Genomic DNA, 22,446 nt, shown 5'->3' with positions numbered 1-22,446 from the left:
ATGAAAAAGCATGAGTGTCAGCCTTTTTATGAAGTAGGCTCCTCATGCTTGACCAGTACTTTTTTTACTTTTCTTTCAAATTCTTTTCTCGGAATCATCACGCTGTGAGAGCAACCCTCACATTTAATCCGAATATCCATTCCCATACGTATAATTTTCCATCTGTTTGCTCCGCATGGGTGCGGTTTCTTCATTTCTACAATATCATTCAGGCCAAAGTCTTTATCCGCCAAGACCCTTCACCTCTCTTCATAAACTGCTGAATCTATTGTACAAAAAAACTGATCATTAGAGCAATCATCATACCCAAAAAGAAAGGAATCCTCTTATTTCCATTTACTTAAAATAGGGTATAGCAGCAAACAAACTAATAGATAAAGATTCAGCATTCCATAAATGGGATACAAAAAAGCGATTAAATCGGAAAAACCGAAAGAAGTAAAAGGCACCATTAACACTAACAGAATCAATACGATCACCCATCTCGGCATGTGGAGAAAAGCCATCAGCCGGCTGGACAATCCGAATAAACCAGCGACCGTCGTCGTATATATCGCAAGGCACAGCACCGCAGTCATACATAAAAAAAGAAGGTAAGGGGCACCCTCCAGAATGGCAAACAGCGGAATTTCAAATTGAGAAAGGGAACCAGCCAGTTCTACCAACGTTTCATTATATACAAAAGAGATCACGCCAAAAATAAGACCGCTGGCCACACTGGCGATTTTAGCTTCCCCCAGCCCTTTCATTTCTTTCCCGACAGACGATAAAATCGCGACAACCGAAAGAATATTTAAAGAAGTAAACGTAATGCTGGCAGGCCAGTTATACTGCCGGCTCAAATCTATCGTCCACGTATGGTGATGAGTGCTCTGAAATGAAAATAACGCATACATCAGCCCGGCAACTAAAATAGGAATTAAAATGCCATTCACAGATAAAATCCCTTTCACATCCCAGAAAAACAAACACACCGTCACGATGCAAAGCAGCGCAATTCCCCACCAAAAAGGGAGCTTGTACATTTGCAGCGTCACTCCGCCTCCGGCGATCATCACCATGGTTGTAGAAAATAAATAAAAGACAATGAGAATATCATAAATTTTCGCCAGCCACGGTCCCATTAAATGTTCAAGAACCGGAAGAAAGTGAGTGGATTGAACCTTAAAACTGATTTTCATCACAATATAAGACGAGAAAATGAACATCACTGTAAACAGCACAATAGCCAGTCCGCTTTCTGCGCCAAAAAACTGCCATATCTCCTGACCGCTTGCATATCCGGCGCCGATCAGGCTGCCTAATATAAGCAGCATCCACCTCATTCCGGCTCTCCACAACATTATCACCTCATAAGTACAGAGTTCAGCTTGTTTCCGTTATTGTTACTATATAGAGCGCTAATAATAAAAATGCCTATTTTCATAGGAAAACAAAAAATAATGGTTGAATGTGAAAATATCATACAAAATACTCGTAAAAAAAGACCACCTAAACAGGCAGTCAAAATACAAAATCCCATCCTTCACTTTCCTACCATTCCTTTATACGCTCTTCACCAAGATATCATGTTCAATCATTCAGTTATTCCGATCTTATCGTAAACTCCATTAGGTGTTCCAAAGCATATTAATGATTCCTCCATTACCAAAACAGCAGACCATATCTTGCTTCACCTGAAGCGCTGCGGCACAATACTTGTAAATAACCTCTATCTTTTCCTCTTTGTATCCAAAAATCCGTAAACAGACACAAAGCATAAAAAACCTAACTGCTGGATATAATGTAAACAACCTTACATACCAAAAAAACACATCCCTAGCAATTCCGATATCTAACAAGGAAGTGAAACCTATGAATCGAAAAGGCGGGCTTTTTTCTTCTCAGGAACGAGTAAAGCAATATGTTTCACATACAGATACAGCTGCAGCAAAACAAATACAAACGATTCTTTCTTCATCCTTACGTAAAGCTGCCGGCAGACCGATTGTTGTGGTTTGTATCGGAACAGACCGTTCAACTGGTGACTCATTAGGCCCGCTCGTAGGAATGAAACTCAAACAGATGCAGCTCACCAGATTCCACGTCTACGGCACTCTGTCTGATCCTGTGCATGCTGTAAACATGAAGGACAAATTGATGGAAATTCACAAATTACACAAAAACCCATTTATTGTAGCAGTTGATGCATGCTTAGGGCGTGTGAAAAGCGTAGGTTCATTCCAGATCGGAGATGGCCCACTAAAGCCTGGTGCCGGTGTACAGAAGGATCTTCCTGAGGTAGGAGATCTCCATGTGAATGGAATTGTAAATGTTAGCGGTTTCATGGAGTACTTTGTTTTACAAAATACAAGGCTTCACTTGGTCATGAATATGGCAAATGTTCTTGCTGAAGGACTGAGTTTAACAGATCGAACAGAGTGGAGGCAGGAACGGCTTAGTCCGCTGCAAAGACTCACAGGACGATTATAAAACAAAAAACCATCTTCAATAGAGATGGTTTTCTTTCATTACGATTCACGTTCTGATAAGAGCTCTAAGATCCGTTCAAGATCCTCGTTGGAGAAAAACTCAATTTCGATTTTGCCTTTTTTCTTTTGTCTCTTAATATTTACTGTTGTACCAAAATAATTTTGGAGATACGATTCCCGTTCTTTGATAATCGCATCTTTTACAGGCTCTTTTTTCTTTGTTTCACGTGGAACATTCTGATTTAGTTGCTGAATCAGCTGCTCAAGCTGGCGAACGTTAAGCTGTTCTGCAATCACTTTTTGCACAAGCGGTTCAAGCTTGTTTTTATTTTTCAAACCAAGAAGTGTGCGGCCATGCCCCATAGAGAGCGTGCCTTCCGCAATCAGCTGCTGAATGTTCTCAGGCAATGTCAGCAATCTTAAATGGTTGGCAATATGCGGCCTGCTTTTTCCGAGACGTTTTGCAAGCTGCTCTTGCGTGACATCTAAGTGTTTGAGCAAAGAGTCATAAGCCTGAGCCTCTTCCAGCGGTGATAAATCCTCACGCTGAAGGTTTTCCAGTAAAGCAATTTCTCTCATTAACGCCTCTGATAATTCACGGACAATCGCTGGAACTGTTTCTAAACCTGCAAGCTTTGCCGCCCGAAAGCGCCGTTCACCCGCAACGATATCATAGCCTTTTAAAGATTTTCTGACGATAAGCGGCTGGAGAATGCCATGCTGCAGCACAGATTCTTTGAGCTCAGCTAGAGCTTCGTCGTCAAAGTGTTTTCTTGGCTGATAAGGATTAGGGCGTAAATCGGTAACTTTGATTTCCTCAACTGTCTCTTCAGACAAATCAACCTGATTAAACAACGCATTAATCCCTTTTCCAAGGCCTTTAGCCATTCGCAGCCACTTCCTTTGCTAAATCTAAATATACTTCCGCACCTCTTGACCGCGGATCGTATAAAATGATGGGTTTACCGTGACTCGGTGCCTCACTCAGACGGACATTACGCGGAATAACAGTCTGATATACTTTATCTCTAAAGTATTTTTTCACCTCTTCAATCACTTGAATGCCAAGATTTGTCCGGGCATCAAGCATCGTCAGCAATACGCCTTCAATCATTAAATCAGTATTCAAATGCTTTTGCACAAGACGTACTGTATTTAATAATTGGCTCAGTCCCTCCAAGGCATAGTATTCGCACTGTACAGGAATCACAACTGAATCTGAAGCAGTCAGCGCGTTAATTGTCAGCAATCCCAATGACGGAGGACAATCAATAATAATATAATCATAATTCTGCTTCACTGCTTCAAGCGCTCTCTTAAGTCTCACTTCTCTTGAAATTGTCGGAACCAGCTCGATCTCAGCTCCTGCAAGCTGTATCGTCGCAGGAATCACATCCAAATTCTCTACTGAAGTTGCTTTAATAATATCTATTACATCTGCATCATCTACTAAAATATCGTACACACACTGATCTACATCGGCTTTTTCAATCCCCAATCCGCTCGTTGCATTCCCCTGCGGATCAATATCTACCAGCAGAACCCTTTTCCCTATGTAAGCTAAGCATGCTCCAAGGTTGACAGACGTCGTTGTTTTTCCGACTCCGCCTTTTTGGTTCGTAATTGCTATGATTTTTCCCACGATGTCACCTACTTTCACATGAACATGTACTGTCATGTTTCTATTTTATCAAAAAAAGATTAAAGCGTTTCACTTTTTTCATCATTTTGTTTTTTATCAGAAGGGAATATTTGAAAATTAAATCAGCGCTTTATTGCTTTCTCTTATAAATTCTTAAACTGATATGTTTTTTTGACTTAAAAAAGGGATTTCTAATAGAAAAAAAGAAGAAGTTACAATGCAGAAAGTACAAACAGGACGGTGATCATATGGTTTACAAAACAAAAAGAGATGCACCCGTTACTCTTATGATTGTGTTTCTCATATTACTGATACAAGCAGATGCCATAGTTCCTTTTGTGCTGGGACATATGAGGATATCCGGCTGAATCATTTTTGTTCTGCTGACTCTTTTCAACGTGCTCATCATTTGGAGTTTCATTGATCTGAAATATGTATTGAAGGAGCACCGTTTGATCATTAAAGCCGGATTGATCAAACATCAAATTCCTTACGAAAAAATCGACAAAGTGATTCAACAAAAGAAGCTGTGGTCAGGTTTTCGGCTTATTGGCTCACGGCGTGCGATTACGATTTATTATCGGGGAGGCTGGGGACATGCAGTCATTTCTCCACAAGACACGGAAGAATTTATCCACAAGCTCAAAGAAAAGAATTCTAATATGACAATCATAACTAAAAGTAATTAATTTCCTTTTAGCGAAAAAGCTCTCCTGGACAAGCAGGAGAGCTTTTATTTTGGTATGCGAATCGTCAATTGAATATATTCTTCAAATTCCTCTTCTTCCGTATTCAATTTTACGCCGCTGTCTTCAACCATTGACAGTGACTGGCGAATCGTGTTCATTGCAATTCTAGTATCCCTGCTGAACGCTTTGCGTCTAGGCTTTGGTTTTCTCTGGCCTTGCTCCAGCATTTTAACCACGCGGTCTTCTGTCTGCTTTACATTTAAGCTTTTCTCAATTATCTCTGTGAGCAGTGTGACTTGGAGCTCAGGCTGTTTCAGGGGAATCAGCGCTCTGGCATGACGCTCTGTGATTTTCTTCTCCATGATTGCGTCTTGAACCGGCTGAGGCAGCTTTAATAGCCGCAGTTTGTTCGCAATCGTTGACTGCCCTTTTCCTAAACGCTGCGCCAGTGCTTCCTGTGTTAAATCATGAAGCTCAAGGAGCCTTGCGTAGGCATGCGCTTCCTCAATCGAAGACAATTCCTCACGTTGCAAATTTTCAATTAACGCCACTGAAGCGGTTTCCGTGTCGGAAAAATCCTTAATAATGGCCGGAATCTTTTCCCACTCGAGCGATTGCACCGCTCTCCAGCGTCTTTCACCTGCAATGAGTTCGTATTGGCCTTCTTCTTCTGTATGCCTGACAACAATCGGCTGAATAATGCCGTGTGTATGAATGGTCATTGCTAACTCTTTGATTTTTTCATCTGAGAAAATGGTGCGTGGCTGAAAACGGTTGGGAACGATAGCATTTACCGGTATTTCCAGAATCTCTTCTTTGTTTGTCTCATGTTCAGCAATCTCCGGTTCCTGTTCCTTCTCACCAAGCCCGAAGAAACGAGAGAATGAATGCTTCATGTACCTACACCACCTTTAAAAACTGCCATTTTTATAATTCTATTTTCTCATGGTTTTTCCTGCTGTACCGTCATTAATTTTGAAGAAAATATGATGGTATTGTCATATCAGGCTGTCTAAATTACCCTTCAATTGGCGATTTATTAGGAGTTCCCGGTTTTCTTGGATACTTCTTAGGTGTATTTTTGATCTTGCGTATCACCATAATATTACGATCGCTTTCTTCAATAGGCAGCTTAAAGGAATGGGTATTCTCAAGTTCTCCTCCAAGCGTTGTGATTGCTTTTTTCCCCGCATTTAATTCTTCTTCAGCAGATGCGGCTTTTAAAGCAACAAATAAACCGTTTTTCTTAACCAGAGGCAGACAAAGCTCGCTTAAAACAGATAGTCTCGCAACCGCTCGCGCTGTCACGATATCATAGCTTTCCCTTACGTCTTTCCGTTGCCCGAATGTTTCAGCTCTGTCATGGCAAAATGTCGTATTCTCCAATTGTAAAGCTTCAGACAGCTTTTCTAAAAACGTTATTCGTTTGTTTAGTGAATCTACGATTGTGACATGAAGGTGAGGAAAACATATTTTAATCGGCAGACTCGGAAAACCCGCTCCCGCTCCGACATCACAAATCGTATTCATCTGATTGAAGTCGACATAAAATGCAGCTGTAATGGAATCATAAAAATGCTTCAGATACACTTCTTTTTTCTCTGTAATCGAAGTCAGATTGATTTTTTCATTCCACTCAACCAGCATATCGTAATACAGCTCAAATTGCTCCAGCTGACGAGGAGAAAGGGAGATCCCTTTTTCCGCCAGTCCAGAAGTGAATTCTTCAATATTCATGCCGTCATCCTTTCTACTCGGCTATCTTCGCAATGCGGCCCTGCTCTAAATATACCAATAGAATTGAAATGTCTGCCGGATTCACACCGGAAATACGGGAAGCTTGGGCAACAGACAAAGGCCGTACGTTTTTCAGCTTTTGACGAGCCTCGGTTGCAATCCCCTTAATTGCGTCATAATCAATTCGATCAGGGATTTTTTTGTTTTCCATCTTCTTCAGTTTTTCCACTTGCTGAAGCGATTTTTCAATATATCCTTCATATTTCACTTGGATTTCTACTTGTTCTGCCACGTCTTGAGGAACCGGCACTTCTGGCGGCGCCAGTTTTGTAACAGTTTCATAGTTCATTTCAGGACGTTTCATCAAGTCTGTGCCGCGTACCCCATCTTTCAATTCGCTTCCGCCAAGAGAACGGATATATTCTTGATTTTCTGGAGACGGCTTGATAATCACAGAATGCAGACGTTTTTTCTCCGCTTCGATCGCCGCTTTTTTCTTCTCAAAAGCCGCAAATCGCTCATCAGAAATCAATCCAATGCGGTGGCCGATTTCTGTCAGACGCAGATCTGCATTGTCATGACGAAGAAGCAATCTGTATTCAGCGCGAGATGTCAAAAGACGGTATGGCTCATTTGTCCCTTTCGTCACAAGGTCATCAATGAGAACACCAATGTAGGCGTCAGAACGGCTTAGAATCACTTCTTCTTTTCCAAGCGCTTTTCGTCCTGCATTGATTCCCGCCATAATGCCTTGTCCCGCAGCTTCTTCATAACCGGATGTTCCGTTAATTTGGCCGGCAGTGTAGAGATTGGTAATTTTTTTCGTTTCAAGCGTCGGCCATAGCTGAGTCGGTACAATCGCATCGTACTCAATCGCATAGCCGGCTCTCATCATTTGAACGTTTTCCAGACCCGGAATCGTTGCAAGCATTCTTTGCTGCACGTCCTCTGGAAGACTGGTAGACAAACCTTGAACATAAACTTCCTGCGTATTTCTGCCTTCTGGCTCAAGGAAAATTTGATGACGCGGTTTATCATTAAAACGAACAACTTTATCTTCAATTGACGGGCAGTATCTCGGACCTGTACCTTTGATCATACCGGAATACATCGGTGAACGGTGCAGGTTGCTGTCAATAATCTCATGTGTCTCAGGGCTCGTATATGTCAGCCAGCAAGGAAGCTGATCTGTGATATATTCAACTGTTTCATATGAGAAAGCGCGAGGCACTTCGTCACCAGGCTGAATTTCCGTTTTGCTGTAATCAATCGTGTCGCTTTTGACGCGAGGCGGCGTACCTGTTTTAAAACGAACAAGGTCGAAGCCCAGTTCTTCCAAATGCTCAGAAAGCTTAATAGAAGGCTGCTGGTTGTTCGGACCGCTTGAGTAAGAAAGATCACCGAGAATGATACGTCCTCTCAAATATGTTCCTGTCGTCATAACAACTGCTTTCGCGCGGTAATTCGCACCGGTTTGTGTAATGACACCGCGGCACTCGCCGTCTTCAATGATCAGACGCTCTACAATTCCTTGCAGCAGCGTTAAGTTTGGTTCTTTTTCAAGCGTATTTTTCATTTCATGCTGATATTGGAATTTATCTGCTTGCGCACGCAGCGCACGGACAGCAGGACCTTTTCCTGTATTCAGCATTCTCATTTGAATATGCGTTTTATCAATATTTCTGCCCATTTCTCCGCCAAGCGCGTCAATTTCGCGGACGACAATCCCTTTTGCAGGGCCGCCGACAGACGGATTACATGGCATAAACGCAACCATATCTAAGTTGATGGTCAAGACAAGCGTTTTGGCGCCTTGACGTGCTGATGCGAGGGCAGCCTCAACACCGGCATGCCCGGCGCCAATCACTATCACATCGTATTGGCCTGCTTCATACCCCATGATTCTAGTTCCTCCTTTATTTATTTTCCTAAACAGAACTGTGAAAAGAGCTGATCAATTAAGCTTTCATGGACAGCGTCTCCAATGATTTCGCCCAGAAGCTCCCAGCATCTTGTAAGATCAATCTGCACCATGTCGATCGGGACATCCTGTTCGATGCCGCTAAGCGCGTCTTCAATGGCGCGTTTTGCTTCCTGTAAAATTGAAATATGGCGTGTATTGCTGACATACGTTAAATCTCCGCTTTCAATAGCACCTGTATAGAACAGCGATTGAATCGCTTCCTCCAAATCATTAACGCCTTCTTCTTTTAGAAGAGATGTCGTTACAACAGGACGTCCATTGGCCAGCTCGCGTACACGTTCTATGTCAATTTTCGCCTCGAGGTCAGTCTTATTCATAATGACGATGACGTCCATTCCCTCAACGGCTTCAAAAAGCTTCACGTCTTCTTCAGAAAGCTCTTCACTATAATTAAGCACAAGTAAAATCAGGTCTGCTTCCTTCAGAACCTGACGAGAGCGTTCAACACCTATTCGTTCAACAATATCCTCTGTTTCACGAATACCTGCAGTATCAACAAGACGAAGCGGAACACCTCTTACATTTACGTATTCCTCAATCACATCCCGTGTCGTACCCGGAATATCGGTAACAATAGCTTTTGCCTCATGAACCAGGCTGTTAAGAAGAGAAGACTTTCCGACATTCGGACGGCCGATAATGACAGTAGAAAGACCTTCCCGCAAAATTTTGCCCTGCTCAGATGTTCTAAGCAGCGCCTCAATTTCTTTTTTAACGGAGCTTGCCTTTTCAACTAAAAGCTGATGTGTCATTTCTTCTACATCATCATACTCCGGATAATCTATATTTACCTCAACATGGGCCAGCGTTTCTAAAATATCATCGCGTAAACGGCGCACCAAAGCAGAGAGACGCCCTTCCATTTGATTCATAGCGACGTTCATTGCCCGATCCGTTTTCGCTCTGATTAAGTCCATCACCGCTTCCGCCTGTGAAAGGTCGATTCGCCCATTTAAAAACGCGCGTTTCGTGAATTCACCAGGCTCCGCCAGTCTCGCTCCCTCTCTTAAGGCGAGCTGGAGCACTTGGTTTACTGTCACAATTCCCCCGTGGCAGTTTATTTCTATAACATCTTCACGTGTAAAAGTTCTCGGTGCTTTTAACACCGATACCATTACTTCCTCCACGACCCGATCCGTACGTTTGTCTACAATATGGCCGTAATGAATCGTGTGTGATTCGACCGAACTGATCGTTTTCCCTTTCGGCCCTTTATACATTCTGTCGGCGATCTGGATTGCTTCCGGTCCGCTCAGCCGCACAATAGCAATCGCACCCTCTCCCATCGGTGTAGAAATGGCCGCAATTGTATCCATGTTGTTCACCTCTCTTTTCTATACTCTCATTCATCTATATAAAAAAATATTTTATTATGCCAAAACTAAAAGATAACATAGTTTGGTTCGAAGTGGAAGATGTGTTATCCACAGACTTAGAAATTCATCCCTTATTACTTTAACTTATCCACATGTGAATAACAATTAATTTTATTTCCTGAACTTCCTTTTTATCAACAGGATACACCTAAAAAGGAAAAACTTAAACGGAAAAAGCTTGATATTACAAGGAAAAATAGATTTTTCTATACAAAAAAACCGAAGCTCCGATTTTTACCGGACTTCGGTTTTTTGTTATCTTTTCTGGGAAATAACGAGGTGGCGATTTTCGCCTTCACCCATTGAATACGTTTCGATCTGCTGATTTGCATATCTGGAAAGAGCATCATGAATGATTTTTCTTTCACTGGACGGCATCGGTTCTAAATGAACATCTTTTTTCGTTTTCAAAACCTGGTCTGCCAGTCTCACAGCCAGCTGACTCAGCGTCTCTTTCCTTTTCAAACGGTAGTTTTCTGCATCTACCGTCACATTTAAATACTGATCTGAATAACGATTAAGGACAAGCTGGGTCAAAGTTTGAAGTGCATTTAAGGTTTGTCCTCTTTTTCCAATTAACAATGCCGCTTTTTCACCCGTTATATGGAAAATCACTGCCTTTTTGCTTTCTTTTACAGTCACATCAGACTTTCCGGCAATGGATTCGGCAATTCTTTCAAGATACATCTTTGTTTCCTGAATCGGATCAAATTTTTCAGCCAGCTTCACGATTGCCGGCTTTTTGCCGAATATACCAAGAAAACCTTTGTTTCCCTCTTCAATAACGGTAATTTCAACTTCATCCTTCGTTAATTGCAGTTCTCGTAATCCGGACTGTACTGCTTCATCGACATTTCGCCCTGCAGCAGTCACATTCCTCACTTTTTCTTTCCTCCGGCTTTTTGCGGCTGAGGATCTTTTTTAATATCAGGCCCTTTAATGAGGAAAGTTTGCGCAATCATAAACAAGTTACCGACTACCCAATAAAGAGAAAGCGCCGCCGGGAAGTTGATCGCAAACACAATGATCATAATCGGCATAATCCAAAGCATCATTGCCATTTGCGGATTTTGCTGCGCATTGCCCGCCATCATTAATTTTTGCTGTACGAAAGTGGCAACACCGGCAACAATCGGAAGAATATAGAAAGGATCTTTTTCTCCTAAGTCAAACCATAAGAAACTGTGCTCTGAAATCGCCTGTGTTCTCATGATCGCATGATAGAATCCGATTAAAATCGGCATTTGAATTAAAATCGGGAAACACCCTGCCAATGGGTTGACGCCATGCTTTTGAAATAAAGCCATTGTTTCCTGCTGAAGTTTTTGCTGCGTTTTTTGATCCTTTGAGCTGTATTTTTCTTTGAGCTTTTGCATTTCCGGCTGTAAAGCCTGCATCGCTTTCGAGCTTCTCAGCTGCTTGATCATCAGCGGCAAAATTAATAAACGGATTAAAATTGTAACAATAATAATTGACAGTCCATAGTTGTCTCCCGTCAATTTCGCAACATACGTAATGAGCTCAGACAATGGAAATACTACGTACTTGTCCCAAAAATGCGGACTATCTGCAGTGATCGGCTCTTTGACACTCGAGCATCCAGCCAATAGCATGAATACGCCGACCATACTTAATAGCAACCATATTCTCCTTTTCAACAACATTTCCTCCTATAATCATTCTTTACACTCTCTTATTACAAAACATACTTGTATGTATTTTAGCATCTTTCAGTTTTAAATGGTGTCTTTTTCTGATCAACCAGAAAGGAAGCGCTTTTAAAAGTTTTAAGAAAGCAGTGGCATCTACTTTTTTGACGAAGTTTTCTTATATAATGAGGCCTTCCTGAATAAATGCTGCAGACTTTTTTTCGTTTCCTCAAATGTCAGCTGACTTGCTGGTTTTCTGGCAATAATAATGTAATCCTTTTGCTTCAGTCTGTCTCTCTCTTCTAGAAAAGCTTGCCGGATCAAACGTTTTATCCGATTTCGCATTACTGCATTGCCAATTTTTTTGCTGACGGAAAGGCCAACGCGCAGCTCATCGTTTTCAGGCTGATCAAGCGTATATAAGACAAACTGGCGATTCGCTACTGATGTGCCATGCTTGAACACTTTTTGAAAATCTTCATTTTTCTTTAAACGATTTCGCTTCTTCAAATTGACTCACTCCGATACTGGCTGGCAGAAACTTTTAATTTTATTTGAAAATGAGATGCGCAGAGACAGGGAGATCCCCCTGCTCATACACATCACATATATCTTTTCCCTTAAAGTGAAAAAAGACCACTGACATTATTCAGTGGCCTAAGCTGATAATACTTTTCTGCCTTTGCGGCGACGGCGCGCTAAAACTAGACGACCGTTTTTTGAACTCATACGGCTTCTGAAGCCATGAACTTTACTGCGTTTACGGTTATTCGGTTGGAATGTTCTTTTCATTTATGACACCTCCCTCGAGGAATAGCTGTTAAAGACAGTCTTACTTATTATATTTGCGTTACCTATTCATTGTCAACTTCACTAGTGCTTTTGTTTCTTGCAACCATAATAGGATACCATACCTTCTCGACTTTCGAAACCTTATTTTTCAGATTCCTGAAATTAACGAAAAAAAAAGTCCTGATTCAATTAACATTCTGAGCTGAAAATACGCGATGTGGATATCTTTTTCCCCTTTTTTCAATATCCACAAAGGTTATCGACAACATTTTCACACCGCCAACCCCTGTGGACAAATTTTTTTCAACAGGTTGTCCGCTTTGTGGATAAGATTGTGACAACCATTGCAAGCTCTCGTTTAATTTGGTATTATATTTGTGTTTTAACTCTTGATTACTAATCTTGCTTTCACTCATTATCCACAAACTGTGGATAACTTGTGGATTGATTTCACACAGCATGTGTAGAAAGTTGTCCACAAGTTGTGAAATTTGTCGAAAAGCTATTTATCTACTATATTATATGTTCTCAACATTTAATGTGTACGAATGGTTACCGCCATTTGCTCTTTTTTTGTGTTCTATAACAGGAAAAGACGTTATTTTCTTAGAAAAGGAGGGACGTGCCGGAAGATGGAAAATATATTAGACCTGTGGAACCAAGCCCTTGCTCAAATCGAAAAAAAATTGAGCAAACCGAGTTTCGAGACTTGGATGAAATCAACGAAAGCCCACTCACTGCAAGGAGATACATTAACAATTACCGCTCCTAATGAATTTGCCAGAGACTGGCTGGAGTCCAGATACTTGCATCTCATTGCAGATACTATATATGAATTAACCGGGGAAGAATTGAGCATTAAGTTTGTCATTCCTCAAAATCAAGATGTCGAAGACTTTATGCCAAAACCGCAAGTCAAAAAAGCGGTAAAAGAAGATACATCTGATTTTCCTCAAAATATGCTCAACCCAAAATATACATTTGATACTTTTGTCATCGGATCTGGAAACCGATTCGCTCACGCAGCTTCCCTGGCAGTAGCGGAAGCACCTGCAAAAGCATACAACCCTTTATTTATCTATGGGGGCGTTGGCTTAGGGAAAACACACTTAATGCATGCGATCGGCCATTATGTAATAGATCATAATCCTTCTGCCAAAGTGGTTTATCTGTCTTCTGAGAAATTTACTAACGAGTTCATCAACTCTATTCGAGATAATAAAGCAGTTGATTTTCGCAATCGCTACCGAAATGTTGATGTGCTTTTGATAGATGATATTCAATTTTTAGCCGGGAAAGAACAAACGCAAGAAGAATTTTTCCATACTTTTAACACGCTGCACGAAGAAAGCAAACAAATCGTCATTTCAAGTGATAGACCGCCTAAAGAAATTCCGACACTTGAAGACAGATTGCGTTCACGATTTGAATGGGGTCTGATTACAGATATCACGCCTCCTGATTTAGAAACGAGAATTGCGATTTTAAGAAAAAAAGCCAAAGCGGAAGGCTTGGATATTCCGAACGAGGTTATGCTTTATATCGCAAATCAAATCGACAGCAACATTCGGGAGCTGGAAGGGGCGTTAATCAGGGTCGTTGCTTATTCATCTTTAATTAATAAAGATATTAATGCCGATCTGGCCGCTGAGGCATTAAAAGATATTATTCCTTCCTCAAAACCGAAAGTGATTACAATAAAAGAAATTCAGAGAGTAGTAGGCCAGCAATTCAATATTAAGCTTGAGGATTTCAAAGCAAAAAAACGGACAAAATCGGTAGCATTCCCGCGTCAAATCGCTATGTACTTATCGAGAGAAATGACTGACTCCTCTCTCCCTAAAATCGGAGAGGAATTCGGAGGACGTGACCATACAACCGTTATTCATGCGCATGAAAAAATTTCAAAACTGCTGGCAGATGATGAACAGCTTCAGCAGCATGTAAAAGAAATTAAGGAACAGCTTAAATAATAGGGCCGGGGATAAATCGGGAGAAGTGTGAATAACTTTTCTAAAGTCATGCACAGTCTGTCCACATGTGGATAGGCTGTGTTTCCTGTCTTTTTCACAACTTATCCACAAATCCACAAGCCCTACTATTACTTCTACTACTTTTTTTAAAAAAATATATATATTAAACATTATCCGTTAGGAGGATAAAAATGAAATTTACGATTCAAAAAGATCGTCTTGTTGAAAGTGTCCAAGATGTATTAAAAGCAGTTTCATCCAGAACTACAATTCCGATTTTGACCGGTATTAAGATCGTTGCCTCAGATGAAGGGGTATCTTTTACTGGAAGCGATTCAGATATTTCCATCGAGTCTTTTATTCCAAAAGAAGAAGGAGATAAAGAAATCGTTACGATTGAACAGCCAGGCAGCATTGTATTACAAGCCCGCTTCTTTAGTGAGATTGTAAAAAAACTCCCGATGGCAACTGTAGAAATCGAAGTGCAAAATCAATATCTGACGATTATCCGCTCTGGAAAAGCCGAATTTAACCTAAATGGGCTTGATGCCGATGAGTATCCGCACTTGCCGCAGATTGAAGAGCATCATGCGATTCAGATTCCTACGGATTTATTAAAAAACCTAATTAGACAAACAGTGTTTGCGGTGTCCACCTCAGAAACACGCCCTATCTTGACAGGTGTAAACTGGAAAGTGGAGAAAAGTGAATTATTATGCACTGCAACGGATAGCCACCGTTTAGCTTTAAGAAAAGCGAAACTTGATATTTCAGAAGACAGATCCTATAACGTCGTGATTCCGGGTAAGAGCTTAACTGAACTCAGCAAGATTTTGGATGACAACCAAGAACTTGTAGATATCGTCATTACAGAAACCCAGGTTCTGTTTAAAGCAAAAAACGTCTTGTTCTTCTCACGCCTGCTGGATGGAAATTATCCGGATACAACCAGCCTTATTCCGCAAGAGAGCAAGACAGAAATCATTGTGAACACAAAAGAATTCCTTCAGGCGATTGATCGTGCATCTTTATTAGCCAGAGAAGGACGCAATAACGTGGTGAAGCTTTCTGCAAAACCTGCTGAATCAATTGAGATTTCTTCTAATTCACCTGAAATCGGAAAAGTGGTGGAAGCGGTTCTTGCGGATCAAATCGAGGGTGAGGAATTAAATATCTCATTTAGTCCAAAATATATGCTGGATGCATTAAAGGTGCTTGAAGGAGCAGAGATACGTGTAAGCTTTACAGGAGCTATGAGACCTTTCTTAATTCGCACGCCGAATGATGAAACAATCGTACAGCTTATCCTCCCTGTCAGAACCTATTAATCCGATATACGGCTGCCGACCTGCTCGGCAGCTTTTCTATTCGTAATCTGCTCCGTCAAGTTTTCCCTTTCCCTAATTCGTTTTTTTTTAGTACAATTAGATATTAGTGATATTTGAAAGAGGTCGATATAATGGCAAATCCGATTTCTATTGATACAGAGATGATTACACTCGGGCAATTTCTGAAATTAGCCGATGTGATTCAGTCAGGCGGCATGGCAAAGTGGTTTTTGAGCGAGCATGAAGTGCTTGTGAACAATGAGCCGGACAATCGCCGCGGCAGAAAGCTGTATGTTGGAGATGTGGTAGAGATTGAAGGATTTGGTTCATTTCAAGTCGTCAATTAAAGCGGGTGACACTGATTGTATATCCAGAACTTAGAACTGACATCTTACCGCAACTATGAACATGCTGAACTTCAATTTGAAAATAAAGTAAATGTGATCATTGGAGAAAATGCTCAGGGGAAAACAAACCTCATGGAAGCGATCTATGTCTTGTCCATGGCAAAATCGCATCGGACTTCAAATGACAAAGAACTTATCCGGTGGGACAAAGACTATGCTAAAATAGAGGGAAGAGTGATGAAGCAAAACGGGGCGATCCCGATGCAGCTCGTCATCTCCAAAAAGGGTAAAAAGGGCAAGGTCAATCATATCGAACAGCAAAAGCTCAGCCAGTATGTCGGCGCCCTCAACACCATCATGTTTGCACCGGAAGATTTAAACCTTGTAAAGGGAAGCCCTCAAGTGAGACGGAGATTTCTTGACATGGAAATCGGCCAAGTTTCTCCCGTCTACCTGTATGACCTTTCTCTTTACCAGAAGATTCTTTCCCAGCGAAATCATTTTTTGAAACAGCTGCAAACAAGAAAACAAACTGACAGAACAATGCTTGATGTTCTGACTGATCAGCTTATTGAAGTTGCCGCAAAAGTCGTCGTAAAACGTCTGCAGTTCACGGCACAGCTCGAAAAATGGGCGCAGCCTATCCATTCGGGCATCTCAAGAGGGCTTGAGGAATTGACGCTGAAGTACCATACGGCGCTTGAGGTATCAGATCCTGAAGACTTGTCGAAAATAGGAGATAGCTATCAAGAAGCGTTTTCTAAATTAAGAGAAAAAGAAATCGAGCGCGGCGTCACGCTGTCTGGACCTCATCGGGATGATGTTCTTTTCTATGTGAACGGACGCGATGTGCAGACGTATGGGTCTCAAGGACAGCAGCGGACGACGGCATTATCCCTTAAGCTGGCTGAGATTGACCTGATCCATGAAGAAATCGGAGAATATCCCATTTTACTATTGGATGATGTGCTGAGTGAACTGGATGATTATCGCCAATCGCACTTGCTTCATACCATCCAGGGCCGTGTACAAACGTTTGTCACAACGACAAGCGTTGATGGCATTGATCACGAAACCTTACGGCAAGCAGGAATGTTCCGTGTGCAAAACGGTACGTTAGTGAAGTGAAGAAATGAGGTGGGCAATTGTATATTCATTTAGGTGATGATTTTGTGGTTTCAACACGCGATATTATTGGCATTTTTGATTTTAAAGCCAACATGTCGCCAATTGTTGAAGAATTTCTGGAAAAACAGAAACACAAGCTGGTGCCTTCCGTAAACGGCACACCCAAATCTATCGTAGTCACGGTTCAGAATATATATTACTCTCCCTTATCTTCCAGCACATTAAAAAAACGTGCGCAATTTATGGTTGAAATAGATTCTTAGTGATTTTTTATAACGAATATATTGTTTAAGAAAAGTGTAGGTGAATAACGTGGCTATGGAACAGCAGCAAAATAGTTATGATGAAAATCAGATACAGGTACTAGAAGGATTGGAAGCTGTTCGTAAAAGACCGGGGATGTACATCGGTTCAACCAACAGTAAAGGCCTTCACCATCTGGTATGGGAAATTGTCGACAATAGTATTGACGAAGCCCTGGCCGGTTATTGTACAGATATCAATATCCAAATTGAAAAAGACAACAGCATTACGGTAATTGATAATGGCCGCGGGATTCCAGTCGGTATTCATGAGAAAATGGGTCGTCCTGCGGTTGAAGTCATTATGACTGTGCTTCACGCCGGCGGAAAATTTGACGGAAGCGGATATAAAGTGTCCGGAGGTTTGCACGGTGTAGGTGCCTCGGTCGTTAACGCGTTATCAACAGAGCTTGATGTGACTGTTCACCGTGACGGAAAAATCCATCGCCAAATCTATAACCGCGGTGTCCCGGTTTCTGATCTTGAAGTTATTGGCGAAACGGATCATACAGGAACGACTACACACTTTGTTCCAGATCCTGAAATCTTCACGGAAACAACTGAGTATGAATATGATCTGCTTGCTAACCGTGTTCGCGAATTAGCCTTTTTGACAAAAGGCGTAAACATCACGATTGAAGATAAACGTGAAGGCCAAGAGCGCAAAAATGAGTATCATTACGAAGGCGGAATTAAAAGCTATGTAGAGTATTTAAACCGCTCCAAAGAAGTTGTCCATGAAGAGCCGATTTATATTGAAGGCGAAAAGGACGGCATTACGGTTGAAGTCGCTCTGCAATACAATGACAGCTACACAAGCAATATTTACTCATTTACAAACAATATCAACACGTACGAAGGCGGTACCCACGAAGCTGGTTTTAAAACGGGGCTGACTCGTGTCATCAATGATTACGCCAGAAAAAAAGGACTCATAAAAGAAAATGATCCAAACTTAAGCGGAGATGATGTGAGAGAAGGGCTTACCGCGATTATCTCGATCAAACACCCGGATCCGCAGTTCGAAGGCCAAACGAAAACAAAACTAGGCAACTCAGAGGCGCGGACGATCACAGATACGTTATTTTCTGCGGCGTTGGAAACATTTATGCTGGAAAATCCAGATGCGGCAAAAAAAATCGTTGACAAAGGTTTAATGGCAGCAAGAGCAAGAATGGCTGCGAAAAAAGCGCGTGAATTAACGCGCCGCAAAAGCGCTTTGGAGATTTCAAACCTTCCCGGTAAATTAGCGGACTGCTCTTCGAAAGACCCGAGCATCTCCGAGTTATATATCGTAGAGGGTGACTCTGCCGGAGGATCTGCAAAACAGGGACGTGACAGGCATTTCCAAGCCATTTTGCCGCTAAGAGGTAAAATCCTAAACGTTGAAAAAGCAAGGCTTGATAAAATTCTTTCTAACAACGAAGTTCGTTCTATGATTACTGCACTCGGCACAGGTATCGGGGAAGATTTCAACTTGGAAAAAGCCCGTTATCACAAAGTCGTCATTATGACAGATGCCGACGTTGACGGCGCGCACATCAGAACATTGCTGTTGACGTTCTTTTACAGATATATGCGTCAGATTATCGAAAATGGCTACGTGTACATCGCGCAGCCGCCGCTCTACAAAGTCCAGCAGGGTAAACGTGTTGAATATGCATACAATGACAAGCAGCTTGAGGAATTGTTGCAAACTCTTCCTCAAACGCCTAAGCCTGGATTGCAGCGTTACAAAGGTCTAGGTGAAATGAATGCCACCCAGCTTTGGGAGACAACAATGGACCCGGGCTCAAGAACGCTTCTGCAGGTGACTCTAGAGGATGCAATGGATGCGGATGAAACTTTCGAAATGCTGATGGGAGACAAAGTAGAACCGCGCAGAAATTTCATAGAAGCAAATGCGAGATACGTGAAAAATCTCGATATCTAATAATAAAAAGCCTTATTTCCAATAAGAAATAAGGCTTTTTTCTGAACGGGACAGGACACAGGAATTCTTGTAAAACCTATATATTCTAGTAATTTAATGTGTATAAGTATAAGTTTATTGATATAATGGAGAATAGTGAAATCGTATTGAAGATCATAATGGACAATCTACTCCCACATAATTTCATGTGATACTTCAGGGAGGTTTTTTAATGAGTGAACAAAACACACCAAAAGTTCGTGAAATAAATATCAGTCAGGAAATGCGCACGTCCTTTTTGGATTATGCGATGAGCGTTATCGTATCCCGGGCGCTTCCGGATGTGCGTGACGGTTTAAAACCGGTTCACAGACGGATTTTATACGCGATGAATGATTTAGGCATGACGAGTGACAAGCCGTATAAAAAATCGGCTCGTATCGTCGGAGAAGTTATCGGGAAATACCATCCTCACGGTGATTCAGCGGTATATGAATCTATGGTCAGAATGGCGCAGGATTTCAACTACCGTTATATGCTGGTGGACGGTCACGGAAACTTTGGTTCTGTAGACGGAGACTCAGCCGCTGCGATGCGGTACACCGAAGCCAGAATGTCTAAGATCGCCATGGAAATTCTGCGAGACATCACAAAAGACACGATTGATTATCAAGATAACTATGATGGTTCAGAGAGAGAACCTGTTGTCATGCCGTCAAGATTCCCAAACCTGCTTGTAAATGGAGCAGCCGGTATTGCAGTCGGAATGGCTACAAATATACCGCCGCACCAGCTTGGAGAAATTATTGACGGAGTGCTTGCCGTAAGCGAGAACAAGGACATAACAATCCAAGAGCTGATGGAATTCATTCCTGGACCGGATTTCCCGACTGCCGGACAAATTTTAGGCAGAAGCGGAATTCGCAAGGCATATGAATCCGGAAGAGGTTCTATTACGATTAGGGCAAAAGCAGAAATTGAAGAAACTTCATCAGGGAAAGAAAGAATTTTAGTAACAGAACTCCCTTATCAGGTGAATAAAGCGCGTCTAATTGAGAAGATTGCTGATCTTGTCAGAGATAAGAAAATTGAAGGAATAACTGATTTGCGTGATGAATCTGACCGTAACGGTATGCGGATTGTCATTGAAATCAGACGAGATGCCAATGCGCATGTTATCCTGAACAATCTTTACAAACAAACGGCCCTGCAAACTTCCTTCGGGATTAACATGCTGGCGCTTGTTGACGGTGAGCCGAAGGTATTAAATTTAAAGCAATGCCTGGTGCATTATCTAGATCACCAAAAAGTCGTTATCAGACGCCGTACTGCTTATGAATTGCGTAAAGCAGAGGCAAGAGCGCATATCTTGGAAGGATTAAGGATTGCCCTCGATCATCTTGATGCAGTTATTTCCCTTATCCGCAACTCTCAAACGGCTGAAATTGCGAGAACAGGGTTAATTGAACAATTCTCGCTGACCGAAAAACAAGCCCAAGCTATTCTAGACATGAGGCTCCAGCGTTTAACAGGGTTGGAACGAGAAAAGATTGAAGAAGAATACCAATCCCTTATTAAATTAATTGCAGAGCTTAAAGAAATCTTGGCCAATGAAGAAAAAGTGCTTGAGATCATCCGTGAAGAGCTCACAGAAATTAAAGAGCGTTTCAACGATGAAAGACGCACTGAGATTGTTACTGCCGGCCTTGAAACAATTGAAGATGAAGATCTCATCGAAAGAGAAAACATCGTTGTCACTCTGACGCATAACGGATATATCAAACGTCTGCCTGCTTCGACTTACCGCAGTCAAAAGCGCGGAGGAAAAGGCGTTCAGGGAATGGGGACAAACGAAGATGATTTCGTTGAACATCTGATTTCTACTTCAACACATGACACGATTCTCTTCTTCTCCAACAAAGGGAAAGTGTATCGTTCAAAAGGGTATGAAATTCCTGAATACGGTAGAACCGCTAAGGGAATCCCGATTATCAATCTGTTGGAGGTAGAAAAAGGTGAATGGATTAACGCAATAATCCCAGTCACTGCATTCGAAGAAGATCTCTATCTCTTCTTCACAACAAAACATGGGGTTTCAAAACGCACTTCACTGTCTCAGTTTGCTAATATCCGTAACAACGGCTTAATTGCGCTGAGCCTGCGTGAAGATGATGAATTAATGGGTGTCCGGCTTACTGACGGCACAAAACAAATCATCATCGGAACGAAAAACGGCTTGCTGATTCGTTTCTCTGAAACAGATGTTAGGGAAATGGGAAGAACAGCGGCAGGCGTAAAAGGCATCACCCTTACTGACGACGATATTGTCGTCGGCATGGAAATATTAGAGGAAGAATCTGATGTCCTTATCGTGACCGAGAAAGGTTACGGTAAACGAACTCCGGCTGAAGAATACAGAACTCAGAGCCGAGGCGGAAAAGGACTGAAAACATGTAAAATCACGGAGAACAACGGCCATTTAGTAGCGGTGAAAGCTACCAAAGGTGAAGAGGATCTGATGATTATTACTGCCAGCGGTGTACTGATCAGAATGGATATCAATGATATCTCAACTACCGGACGCGTAACTCAAGGTGTACGTCTCATCAGAATGGCGGAACAAGAGCATGTGGCCACAGTCGCATTAGTTGAGAAAAACGATGATAATGAAGAAAATGAGCAAGAAGAGACACAAGAAAGTTAAGAAAAAGCGCAGCTATACCAGCTGCGCTTTTTTATATCAAAAACTCTTTACAGTGAGAAGATTTATGGTATAATCATTTCTGTTGTCTTTTAAAAGACATAGACATTACTAGATGAAAACATTTTAAAAAAAGTGTTGACCTAGTTAACTAAAAATGTTACTATTAAGTAGTCGCTTCGAGAGAGGCACACAAAGTTCTTTGAAAACTAAACAAGACAAAACGTACCTGTTAATTCAAGTTTTATTATAAAATCGCACAGCGATGTGCGTAGTCAGTCAAACTACTTTATCGGAGAGTTTGATCCTGGCTCAGGACGAACGCTGGCGGCGTGCCTAATACATGCAAGTCGAGCGGACAGATGGGAGCTTGCTCCCTGATGTTAGCGGCGGACGGGTGAGTAACACGTGGGTA

Annotated in this window: 20 protein-coding genes, 1 rRNA gene and 1 pseudogene; 10 read left to right on the top strand and 12 right to left on the bottom strand. The window is 41.8% G+C overall.

Annotated features, from left to right (window positions below):
* Positions 1-26: 26 nt before the first annotated feature.
* Positions 27-233: a DUF951 domain-containing protein gene (locus KXD37_RS22425; protein ID WP_024123568.1), complete on the bottom strand. Its 207-nt coding sequence runs from the start codon at positions 231-233 to the stop codon at positions 27-29.
* A 93-nt stretch (positions 234-326) separates the two neighbouring features.
* The gene (locus KXD37_RS22420; RefSeq protein WP_254517980.1) at positions 327-1,343 is read right to left on the bottom strand and encodes a hypothetical protein; all 1,017 of its coding nucleotides are present in this window, start codon (positions 1,341-1,343) and stop codon (positions 327-329) included.
* A 511-nt stretch (positions 1,344-1,854) separates the two neighbouring features.
* Here KXD37_RS22420 and yyaC point away from each other — a divergent pair.
* The gene (gene yyaC, locus KXD37_RS22415; RefSeq protein ID WP_044160286.1) at positions 1,855-2,472 is read left to right on the top strand and encodes a spore protease YyaC; all 618 of its coding nucleotides are present in this window, start codon (positions 1,855-1,857) and stop codon (positions 2,470-2,472) included.
* Between the two features lie 38 nt (positions 2,473-2,510).
* On the opposite strand, the gene spo0J is transcribed toward yyaC, so the two are convergent.
* Positions 2,511-3,359 carry a stage 0 sporulation protein Spo0J gene (gene spo0J / locus KXD37_RS22410; protein ID WP_044160288.1) on the bottom strand — a complete coding sequence of 283 codons (849 nt, stop codon included), beginning with the start codon at positions 3,357-3,359 and terminating at the stop codon, positions 2,511-2,513.
* Entirely contained in the window at positions 3,352-4,113 is a 762-nt protein-coding gene (gene soj / locus KXD37_RS22405) for a sporulation initiation inhibitor protein Soj (protein WP_010332665.1), read from the bottom strand. Before soj ends, spo0J begins: the two co-directional genes overlap by 8 nt.
* Before the next feature lie 248 nt (positions 4,114-4,361).
* On the opposite strand from soj, the pseudogene KXD37_RS22400 reads away from it, so the two are divergent.
* Positions 4,362-4,802, top strand: a pseudogene (locus KXD37_RS22400) (PH domain-containing protein).
* Positions 4,803-4,846: 44 nt separating this feature from the next.
* Here KXD37_RS22400 and noc read toward each other — a convergent pair.
* The 8 genes from noc to rpmH form a co-directional block, all read right to left on the bottom strand.
* A complete protein-coding gene (gene noc, locus KXD37_RS22395; protein WP_003219249.1) occupies positions 4,847-5,698 on the bottom strand; it encodes a nucleoid occlusion protein in 852 nt (283 codons plus the stop codon).
* A 121-nt stretch (positions 5,699-5,819) separates the two neighbouring features.
* On the bottom strand, positions 5,820-6,539 hold the full coding sequence (gene rsmG, locus KXD37_RS22390; protein WP_024123575.1) for a 16S rRNA (guanine(527)-N(7))-methyltransferase RsmG: 720 nt from the start codon (positions 6,537-6,539) through the stop codon (positions 5,820-5,822).
* A 13-nt stretch (positions 6,540-6,552) separates the two neighbouring features.
* Entirely contained in the window at positions 6,553-8,439 is a 1,887-nt protein-coding gene (gene mnmG, locus KXD37_RS22385; protein ID WP_101859620.1) for a tRNA uridine-5-carboxymethylaminomethyl(34) synthesis enzyme MnmG, read from the bottom strand.
* A 20-nt stretch (positions 8,440-8,459) separates the two neighbouring features.
* Positions 8,460-9,839 (bottom strand): tRNA uridine-5-carboxymethylaminomethyl(34) synthesis GTPase MnmE, encoded by a 1,380-nt coding sequence (mnmE, locus tag KXD37_RS22380; protein ID WP_024123577.1) that lies wholly within the window; start codon positions 9,837-9,839, stop codon positions 8,460-8,462.
* Between the two features lie 315 nt (positions 9,840-10,154).
* On the bottom strand, positions 10,155-10,781 hold the full coding sequence (gene jag / locus KXD37_RS22375) for an RNA-binding cell elongation regulator Jag/EloR (protein WP_106019926.1): 627 nt from the start codon (positions 10,779-10,781) through the stop codon (positions 10,155-10,157).
* Positions 10,778-11,563, bottom strand: a complete 786-nt coding sequence (gene spoIIIJ / locus KXD37_RS22370) for a YidC family membrane integrase SpoIIIJ (protein WP_081638392.1) — start codon at positions 11,561-11,563, stop codon at positions 10,778-10,780. The genes jag and spoIIIJ overlap by 4 nt, the downstream gene beginning before the upstream one ends.
* Positions 11,564-11,704: 141 nt before the next feature.
* Positions 11,705-12,058, bottom strand: coding sequence for a ribonuclease P protein component (gene rnpA, locus KXD37_RS22365; RefSeq protein WP_024123579.1), 354 nt, complete (start codon positions 12,056-12,058; stop codon positions 11,705-11,707).
* Between the two features lie 147 nt (positions 12,059-12,205).
* Positions 12,206-12,340 carry a 50S ribosomal protein L34 gene (gene rpmH / locus KXD37_RS22360; RefSeq protein ID WP_003178075.1) on the bottom strand — a complete coding sequence of 45 codons (135 nt, stop codon included), beginning with the start codon at positions 12,338-12,340 and terminating at the stop codon, positions 12,206-12,208.
* Positions 12,341-12,972: 632 nt separating this feature from the next.
* Between rpmH and dnaA the strand changes: the two genes are divergently transcribed.
* The 8 genes from dnaA to KXD37_RS22320 form a co-directional block, all read left to right on the top strand.
* A complete protein-coding gene (gene dnaA / locus KXD37_RS22355; protein WP_003242674.1) occupies positions 12,973-14,313 on the top strand; it encodes a chromosomal replication initiator protein DnaA in 1,341 nt (446 codons plus the stop codon).
* Between the two features lie 191 nt (positions 14,314-14,504).
* Entirely contained in the window at positions 14,505-15,641 is a 1,137-nt protein-coding gene (dnaN, locus tag KXD37_RS22350; RefSeq protein WP_024123581.1) for a DNA polymerase III subunit beta, read from the top strand.
* 131 nt (positions 15,642-15,772) lie between these two features.
* The gene (gene rlbA / locus KXD37_RS22345; protein ID WP_003219264.1) at positions 15,773-15,988 is read left to right on the top strand and encodes a ribosome maturation protein RlbA; all 216 of its coding nucleotides are present in this window, start codon (positions 15,773-15,775) and stop codon (positions 15,986-15,988) included.
* Between the two features lie 15 nt (positions 15,989-16,003).
* Positions 16,004-17,116 (top strand): DNA replication/repair protein RecF, encoded by a 1,113-nt coding sequence (gene recF / locus KXD37_RS22340; protein WP_024123582.1) that lies wholly within the window; start codon positions 16,004-16,006, stop codon positions 17,114-17,116.
* A gap of 17 nt (positions 17,117-17,133) precedes the next feature.
* The gene (gene remB / locus KXD37_RS22335) at positions 17,134-17,379 is read left to right on the top strand and encodes an extracellular matrix regulator RemB (RefSeq protein ID WP_024123583.1); all 246 of its coding nucleotides are present in this window, start codon (positions 17,134-17,136) and stop codon (positions 17,377-17,379) included.
* A 55-nt stretch (positions 17,380-17,434) separates the two neighbouring features.
* Positions 17,435-19,351, top strand: a complete 1,917-nt coding sequence (gene gyrB / locus KXD37_RS22330; protein WP_254518329.1) for a DNA topoisomerase (ATP-hydrolyzing) subunit B — start codon at positions 17,435-17,437, stop codon at positions 19,349-19,351.
* Between the two features lie 211 nt (positions 19,352-19,562).
* Complete coding sequence (gyrA, locus tag KXD37_RS22325) at positions 19,563-22,034, top strand: DNA topoisomerase (ATP-hydrolyzing) subunit A (RefSeq protein WP_024123585.1); 2,472 nt, start codon at positions 19,563-19,565, stop codon at positions 22,032-22,034.
* 286 nt (positions 22,035-22,320) lie between these two features.
* A 16S ribosomal RNA gene (locus KXD37_RS22320) occupies positions 22,321-22,446 on the top strand; the annotation flags it as partial.

This window comes from Bacillus sp. XT-2, assembly GCF_025696525.1.
GTDB classification, from domain to species: Bacteria; Bacillota; Bacilli; order Bacillales; family Bacillaceae; genus Bacillus; species Bacillus halotolerans.
Note: the sequence above shows the minus strand (reverse complement) of the source record. Positions and strands in the feature narration are given on the sequence as shown.